This window comes from Roseinatronobacter ekhonensis, from assembly GCF_900499075.1.
In the GTDB taxonomy this organism is placed as follows: Bacteria; Pseudomonadota; Alphaproteobacteria; order Rhodobacterales; family Rhodobacteraceae; genus Roseinatronobacter; species Roseinatronobacter ekhonensis.
Genome location: NZ_UIHC01000085.1, coordinates 1 through 7,441, shown reverse-complemented (window position 1 = coordinate 7,441; position 7,441 = coordinate 1). Strand labels below are relative to the sequence as shown.

6 protein-coding genes are annotated in these 7,441 nt (G+C 58.1%); 3 read left to right on the top strand and 3 right to left on the bottom strand.

Features of this window, described 5'->3' with window-relative positions:
- Positions 1-405: 405 nt before the first annotated feature.
- The 3 genes from ROE7235_RS18255 to ROE7235_RS18245 all read right to left on the bottom strand — a co-directional run bounded on the left by ROE7235_RS18255 (position 406) and on the right by ROE7235_RS18245 (position 4,399).
- Positions 406-1,065, bottom strand: a complete 660-nt coding sequence (locus ROE7235_RS18255; protein WP_147434264.1) for a SecDF P1 head subdomain-containing protein — start codon at positions 1,063-1,065, stop codon at positions 406-408.
- Between the two features lie 52 nt (positions 1,066-1,117).
- A complete protein-coding gene (locus ROE7235_RS18250; RefSeq protein ID WP_121097167.1) occupies positions 1,118-3,334 on the bottom strand; it encodes a hypothetical protein in 2,217 nt (738 codons plus the stop codon).
- A gap of 132 nt (positions 3,335-3,466) precedes the next feature.
- Positions 3,467-4,399: an IS110 family RNA-guided transposase gene (locus ROE7235_RS18245; protein ID WP_050664513.1), complete on the bottom strand. Its 933-nt coding sequence runs from the start codon at positions 4,397-4,399 to the stop codon at positions 3,467-3,469.
- A gap of 484 nt (positions 4,400-4,883) precedes the next feature.
- Between ROE7235_RS18245 and ROE7235_RS18235 the strand changes: the two genes are divergently transcribed.
- The 3 genes from ROE7235_RS18235 to ROE7235_RS18225 are packed head-to-tail and all read left to right on the top strand — an operon-like array spanning position 4,884 to position 7,113.
- Positions 4,884-5,336 carry a DUF2924 domain-containing protein gene (locus ROE7235_RS18235; RefSeq protein WP_050664514.1) on the top strand — a complete coding sequence of 151 codons (453 nt, stop codon included), beginning with the start codon at positions 4,884-4,886 and terminating at the stop codon, positions 5,334-5,336.
- Positions 5,333-6,637 carry a recombinase family protein gene (locus tag ROE7235_RS18230; RefSeq protein WP_121097164.1) on the top strand — a complete coding sequence of 435 codons (1,305 nt, stop codon included), beginning with the start codon at positions 5,333-5,335 and terminating at the stop codon, positions 6,635-6,637. Before ROE7235_RS18235 ends, ROE7235_RS18230 begins: the two co-directional genes overlap by 4 nt.
- Positions 6,634-7,113 (top strand): hypothetical protein, encoded by a 480-nt coding sequence (locus tag ROE7235_RS18225; RefSeq protein ID WP_306418884.1) that lies wholly within the window; start codon positions 6,634-6,636, stop codon positions 7,111-7,113. Before ROE7235_RS18230 ends, ROE7235_RS18225 begins: the two co-directional genes overlap by 4 nt.
- Positions 7,114-7,441: the final 328 nt, after the last annotated feature.

The following is a 7,441-nucleotide window of genomic DNA, read 5'->3' as shown; positions in this document are numbered from 1 at the left end:
TGATCAGAGCTTGAAGCTCAGCACGGTCGGCGGGGCCAAGGTAAAGGCAAATGTCATTGCGTCTCATGTCCCGAATATAGCACATCAGGCCCTCAATGGGAATCCTGTGTCAGGTGGGGAACACTAGGAACGAGTTATCACTTAATGAGTTTTCAGTATTGACCCAAGCACCACGTGCGACGCGTGTTGAATGTGTTGTCGAGGACATGGCTTCAGTTAACGATAACCATATCTATTTTGCGACCCTCAGGTCACTTGAACCAGGCCGGATTATTTTCGATTGTTCATCTTTAAATTAATTCTCTCAGTGGGATGATTTATAGTAGCAGAAACGATTAGTTTTTGCACGTTGTGGTGAGGGTGTATCGTAGCTAATTTGGTAAACTCATCGGGCCGCTGATTTCCCTAAACTGCACTATTTCCAGCTCCACTGAAAAAAAAACCGACGTTGAGCATAGTTACAAGTTTATCGGCATCGCCCTTAGTAAACCTGCCCGCGATAAGCCCTTCGTTCGCAGGTATTCGAACTTCGTTTATAATTGTAGCAACCACTTGGTCATCCAACACCACAGCGACGATTCCGCCGAGCTCGCTTTGTGTGTAGATAGTTAATTTTTCGGCTCCTTCTACGTTTAATCGAAAGCTAATAGCTGGATAACCATTCAGGTCAAAAGTGCTCTCATAGCTCAAAAAATCTTGACCCTCGATAATGTCGCGCCGCTCCACAATGAAGTATGAATCTGACTCACCTCGAACTGGCAAAAGATCGTTCCCGAGACCCACATCAGCTCCACTGTTTTCCGTTCTCCCTATCACTGGGCGTATAGCTATTTGTCCCTGAGTCTCAAAAAGATCGACCAAATTTTCTGCAGGCCCAGTGTCGAAAGCAAGAAAGCGGATAACCCCTTCATTCAAAACGTCAATACGACTGTCCTCCAATCCGAAAGCGTTCAGCCGAGCGGCAAGTTCTAATGCCACAATACCGCTCAGATGTGAAGAAATCGCCTCTGAGCTTTCTTCGTCGAAAGCGACAACAACACGATTACCTTCAACTCTTGCCAGCAATTTTGCAGAAGGTACTCCCGGGAACCTTGGTGCATCCGAAGTTAGACCGGCGTTAGACGGGGGCTTCTATCGGCGTATCAACGACCAAGCGCCAGTAGCCACGTTTGGCACCTTTGCTGATGTAATTGTTCAGTATGCTCTCCCACGCTGCCTTCCGGAAAGCTTGCTGGGGGCTTCGTGAACCCAACCCATCCATCAGCTCCTTGACCTGCTTATCGGGGCTGCCAGCCTTGTTCGCGGCCACGAGACGTTCGAAAATCGTGATCTGATCGGCGCCAACGAGAGCCAGTGCATCCTTGCCCGGCACGTGCAGCGTCGCCGATTGTTTGCCGGACCGAAGCACTTGCGGTGTCGCACCGCCGCGCGCGAGTGAGAAGTTGTTGCGGAACGCGAGCTCCAGACCATCACGCGCGAGCACGATCTCCGCTTCCTCCGGCGACAGATTCGACAATAGGGGCACTACTACATTCGGCCCGAGGTGTGACGGCATCTCTGTACTTGCAGCCAGCACGATCCCGACACCGGCCTGGTTTCGCGCCCGCAGGGCCAGATCCAACCTTTCCAGAGTCTTCAGGTCGTAGAGACGCCGCCCGAAATACACGGGCACCTCGGCCCCACCGATCTGCATTGCGCCAAGAAGAGTCAGATCAGGATCGAGGATTTGCGATGCACGCTTGGTCAACAACGGCTTGATCAGCAATACGACCGTCTCGTGCAGCCATTGCCGGTTAATCTCATACATTTCCAGATCGGACGCTGGCCGCTCGCCTCCGTCCTCCCCGAACGCGCCCTCGGTCCGGACCATCCCTTCTCTTGCAGATGGCTTGATCACAGCTTCGCCGCCCACATCATCGTCATCGATCAGCACGACATCCTGTCGGCCGCGACGCTCCAGCAGGCCGCCTTGGATAAGGCGATCAGGGTCCAGACCCAGTTCGCGCAGGTATGCCCCGCTGACCTCGTCCTCGGTTCGGTCGTGGAGATCGATCAGCTGCGGGAACATCGCCCGCAGATCATTCGGGTCGATCTGCTGAAAGGCGCTCAGAATTCCCCACGCATCGAGCAGTGCAAACCCGAGGTTGCGTTCTTCAGGATCCTTGTTGCTTTGGAGATTGCAGCTCTTTGTGCCAGAGATCGTGATGTTGAGTGTGCGCTCTTTTTCATCGCCGACCCGGTTGTAGGAGATTGCGATCCCAATTCGGCTGAAACCGTCCGCGCGGCGGAAGATATTGTTGGGCCTCAAATAGCGATCGGCCACATCCACTATGTCGTCGTCGACCGCGACCTTGAGCAGCAGCTTTCGGCTCCATGTGCCAAGCCGGACTTCCGCCTCGAGCACGCGGGCGAATTTAATCTCGTAGCCATCGATTCTGGGGACATCCAGCCGCAGCGATGAGCGGAATCGCGAGAGATTGTAGCGCTTCCAGGTCAACGGCTTCTGAGAAACGTCATGGCCAAGTGCGATCTCGGCAAACGATCCGGCAACCTCCTGGCGAACGACGGGGCTATCCGCGCAGACCTCGATCTGGCGCATTGACGGCGTGTAAATGAGTGTCGCCTCATTCGGCGGCCGGAAGTAGATGGTGCCCCGCCGCCCGTCGTCCCGGTGGTCATATACGCTCGAAAGCGGCCCGCCGTGCCGCACGATCAGCATGATCGATGCAGGGTGCGCAGTCGTAGCAGGCAGATCGAGCGCCTTGACCGTGCAGTTGGTCTTGAGTTCAAGGACCTTCGTGATTTTGGCCGCCAATGCCATTTCGTCGATGGATCCCGAATCGAGCGCGACAGCCTTTTCAAGTTCCACTTCGAAAGCATCGTAAAGCTTGCCGTAATCCCTGAATTGCCGGGCGAAATGAAAACTCTCGGCATCCTCGAAAGTTTGGCGTGCGTTCAGAAACGCCCAGATGCTTCTGCAGAGTGGATCAGGTTGTGAATTGATTTCCCGAACTTGCTCTTCGCTGAACTGCTTATCGACAATCGTAGTAAGGGATGTAATGCCCTTGCTGTCTGCAAGAGCACGGATCCTGCGACAGCGCTGCTCGGCGGGCCGCAATTCGTCAGGATCGAATTCTGACAGGATTTCAATGATCTCTTGCCGAAATGCATTGATGCTTTCGTCGTCAAGTGGATTTGGAACTTCCTCGGGCAGATTGAACTCAGGCTCGTTTTCACCTTCCCGAACGGCAAGCACGGCGCGCGCAAGGTCAATTCGTGCGTCCTCGATAAGACCGTGAGTATGGGGACCGACCGGAATTGCTTTGCGCGCCATGAAATCACCTCAACGAATGTTTGCTCTCTACCTGATTCAACCTCCGATAATCGTTGACGGAACTTTCCTCCGCAAGGGTCGATGTTCTCCACTTGTTCGCTTTCGTTGACTGCCTTAGAGTATCCGTCTTGATCAAGCGGTTTTTGGCGTCCATTCGCGGTCTTGTCGGACGAGTGCGTTGGCCAGCTCGATGAGCTTTCGCATGAGGGCGGTCAGCGCGACTTTTGCGGGTTTTCCATCTGATATCATCGCTTGGTATTTCTGCCGCAGATCCGGATTGTAGCGGGCGGCGACGAGCGCTGGCATGTAGAGCGCGTCGCGCAGGAACTTGCGCCCGCCTTGAATGAACGCCTTACCTCGCCACTGTCCTGATTGCCGCGTCATGGGTGCAAGGCCCGCAAGGCTCGTGATTTGTTTGCGGGTCATGGTGCCGATTTCCGGACATTCGACGAGGATCGCGATCGCAGTGATCCGGCCCAGCCCCGGGATCGAGCACAGAATATCGAAGGCGCGTGCGCGTTTCGGGCACTGGCGCGCGAGGTCCAGCAGCGCGTCTTCCAGTTCGCCGAGCTGGCGCTTGATCTGCGCAAGGCGAGCCTTGGATTGGCGTTTGAGCACGGTCAGGGACTGCGTTTTGGACCGGTTCAGCAATCGCGTGCGTTCCTTGATCAGGGCCATGCGGGCGATCTGCAACTCCCTGAGGTCGTGTTGATTTTTGCCTGCCGGGACATCTGGTGCAAGGTCGAGAGCCGCACCCATCGCGGCCAGAACGCGCGCATCAACGGCATCGGTCTTTGCCCGTGTCCCGCGGGCCTGGGCAAATCGGCGCGCCTGCAGCGGGTTCACCTTCACGAGAGGCAAGACGCCGCCAAAGCTGCGTTCAATGGCGGCGTGATAGGCACCAGTCGATTCATAAATGACCAAGTCAGGCATTTTGGTGCCGATCCAGCGACGAAGTGCCCGCAGGCCGGCTGGGGAGTTCGCAAATTGCCGCGCTTCGTCATCGATCAGACGATGCGCGTCGAGAGTGGCTTTCGAGATGTCGATTCCGATGGTATCTTTCATTGTCCTCGCGTGTCCTATGCTTGTCGTAGAGGGCTTTACGCCGCTCTGTATCCGTTCAGGCCTCAGGCGAAGACGATGGCTGATCACACTCTAAAACGGTCCATCACGACCAAGCCCGTGACGATCCAGCCACCGCCAGCGCGCGCCATAAATCGCGTAGCGCGCGCTGGCTCTTTCTTCGCACAAGAGCCGGGATCAGCATAAGACAAGCGCGGCACGTCCCACATGAAGCTCGCAGGTGGCTTTTGATTGGTAACGACACCACCAATCACGGTTGCCCGAGACATGAAAAGACCCAACCCCTTTCCATCCGACCAGATGACCCCCACCGAACGTCGGACCGAACTGTGCGGCCTGCTGGCGCTCGGGCTGGTGCGACTTCGGCATCGGGACAAGGCGCAACCATCTGCAGATGCCGGAGAAAGTTGCCTACACTCTCCGCCCGACGGATGCCTTCATGCAACTCCATTCAACGGAGAAAACCATGACGACGCATGACCCCATCCCCGCGCGCCTGGCGGCGCTCAAGACCACGCCGACGCCGGCGCTGAAGGCTCAGTGGCGCGAGTTGTTCGACAGCGAGCCGCCGCCCTTCAATCGGCGCTACCTGGAGAGCCGGCTGGCCTATCGCATCCAGGAGCTGGCCTATGGCGGGCTGAAACCGGAAACCATCCGGCGGCTGGAGCGGATGGGTGAAGACCTTGACGGCGGCGATCGCAAGAAGAGCCGCATCCGGGCAGATCTGAAACCCATCACCGGCACACGCCTGATCCGCGAGTGGCAGGGCGTGGAGCATGTGGTCACGGTGACCGCCGACGGGTTCGAATGGCAGGGTCGGCCCTACAAGTCGATTTCGGCCATTGCCCGCGCGATCACCGGCACGCGCTGGAATGGCTGGGTGTTCTTCGGACTGAAAAGCCGGAGGGCGCGCGCATGAAAGCCACGGTTCGCAAACAGCGCTGCGCGATCTACACGCGCAAATCCTCCGAGGAAGGGCTCGAGCAGGAGTTCAATAGCCTGCATGCCCAGCGCGAGGCCTGCGAGGCGTTCGTGGCCAGCCAGAGATCCGAGGGCTGGGTGCCGGTCCGCGACCAGTACGATGACGGCGGCCTTTCCGGCGGCACGCTGGAACGGCCCGGCCTGCAGCGGCTGATGGAGGATATCGAGGACGGGCTGGTCGATGTGGTCGTGGTCTACAAGATCGACCGGCTCAGCCGCTCGCTGGCCGACTTCGCCAAGCTGGTCGAGGTGTTCGACCGCCACGAGGTCACCTTTGTCTCGGTCACGCAGGCGTTCAACACCACCACGTCGATGGGGCGGCTGACGCTGAATATCCTGCTCAGCTTCGCCCAGTTCGAGCGGGAGGTGACCGCAGAGCGCATCCGCGACAAGGTCGCCGCCAGCCGGAAGAAGGGCATGTGGATGGGCGGCGTGCCGCCCTATGGCTACCGCGTCGAGAACCGCAAGCTGATCATCAAGGAGGCCGACGCCGCCAATGTGCGATGGATCTTCGACCGATTCATCGAAATCGGCTCGGGCACGGAACTGGCTTGTGAACTGGCGGCACGGGGCATCCAGACCAGCCGCGGCAATCGGATCGACAAGAAATACCTGTATCGCCTGCTGAACAACCGCGCCTACATCGGTGAAGCGGTCCACAAGGGCGACAGCTATCCCGGTGAGCACGACGGCATCATCGACCGCGCGGTCTGGGACAAGGTCCACACCATTTTAACCGAAAGCCCCCGCAAGCGCGGCGCGCGCACCCGTGCCGACACGCCCGCCCTGCTGAAAGGGCTGCTCTATGGCCCCGACGGAGCCGCTTTCTCGCCGACCCACACGCGCAAGGGCGGCAAGCTCTACCGATACTATGTCAGCCAGACCGTGCTGAAGCACGGCGCAGGATCCTGCCCGGTCGGCCGCGTCCCTGCTGGGGAGATCGAGGCCGCAGTCATCGGTCAGTTGCGCGCCGTATTCCGGCAGCCCGAGATCGTCGCTGGCACATGGAAATCGGCGCGCACTCATGATGACCAGATCACCGAAGCCGACGCCCGTGACGCACTGACCCGACTCGATCCGCTTTGGGACGAACTCTTCCCCGCCGAGCAGGCACGCATCGTCGGGCTGCTGATCGAGCGGGTCGACATTGGCACCGATGGCCTGAATGTTCGCCTCCGCATGGACGGTCTGACCGGGCTGGCGCGCGAAATGATGGCTGATCTAGGAACGGCGGCATGACCCGCGCGAAGCCAGTGCCGGAAACGGTGACAGTGCACATTCCGTTCCGCCTCGTGAAGCGCGGCGGTCGCAAGGAGATGCAGATGCCGGACGGGGCATACAGCACAAGCAAGATAGACAATACCTTGGTCAAAGCACTGGCTCGGGCATTTCGCTGGAAGCGTATGCTCGAATCCGGCGAATTCACGACCATCGCCGAGCTGGCCGAACGCGAGGGCATCGCGCCATCTTTCCTCTCCCGCAGTCTTCGCATGACGCTGCTTGCGCCGCACATCGTGGAAGCGACCCTGGCAGGGAAGCAGGGGCCCGAGGTGACGCTAGAGCAATTGCGGGAGCCTTTTCCGGTTGAGTGGGTCCAGCAACTCCAGACTGGATGGATAAGGGTTGACCCGCACGAACTCCATCGACGAGACGCACCGATTTCAGCTAAGAAGGAAGACAAGAACGACAACGATGGGTCCTACAGGCAAACATGACATCAAATCCTAAACCTCAAGAAAATGCTCGGTCAGCTATTTCCGTCGACAAGCGTTCCGGGCAAGATGTCCTCAGAGGCTTGCGCACCAATGAAGTATTCGTGGCCATCGTCGGCCCGGCCGGTTCCGGTTCTGGGACTGCGGCAAAGATCCTAAAGGCATTTCTCGAGGAGAATGATTTTGAGGTCGAAATCGTTAAGGCTAGTGTTCTGAGTCTGACACTTCCTACCTGTTTCCGCGAATTTCATCGAGCGCGTTCAGAGCGCGGCGTTCCCGGGTGAGGATGTCCTCGGCGGTTTTGGTCCATTTGAAGGGTTTGGGCTTGTCG

What these genes read in the sequence shown, in the direction of transcription:
- ROE7235_RS18245 (WP_050664513.1), bottom strand. Translation starts at nt 4,399, where the DNA reads ATGAAAGATACCATCGGAATCGACATCTCGAAAGCCACTCTCGACGCG.
- ROE7235_RS18235 (WP_050664514.1), top strand. Translation starts at nt 4,884, where the DNA reads ATGACGACGCATGACCCCATCCCCGCGCGCCTGGCGGCGCTCAAGACC.
- ROE7235_RS18230 (WP_121097164.1), top strand. Translation starts at nt 5,333, where the DNA reads ATGAAAGCCACGGTTCGCAAACAGCGCTGCGCGATCTACACGCGCAAA.
- ROE7235_RS18225 (WP_306418884.1), top strand. Translation starts at nt 6,634, where the DNA reads ATGACCCGCGCGAAGCCAGTGCCGGAAACGGTGACAGTGCACATTCCG.
- ROE7235_RS18250 (WP_121097167.1), bottom strand. Translation starts at nt 3,334, where the DNA reads ATGGCGCGCAAAGCAATTCCGGTCGGTCCCCATACTCACGGTCTTATC.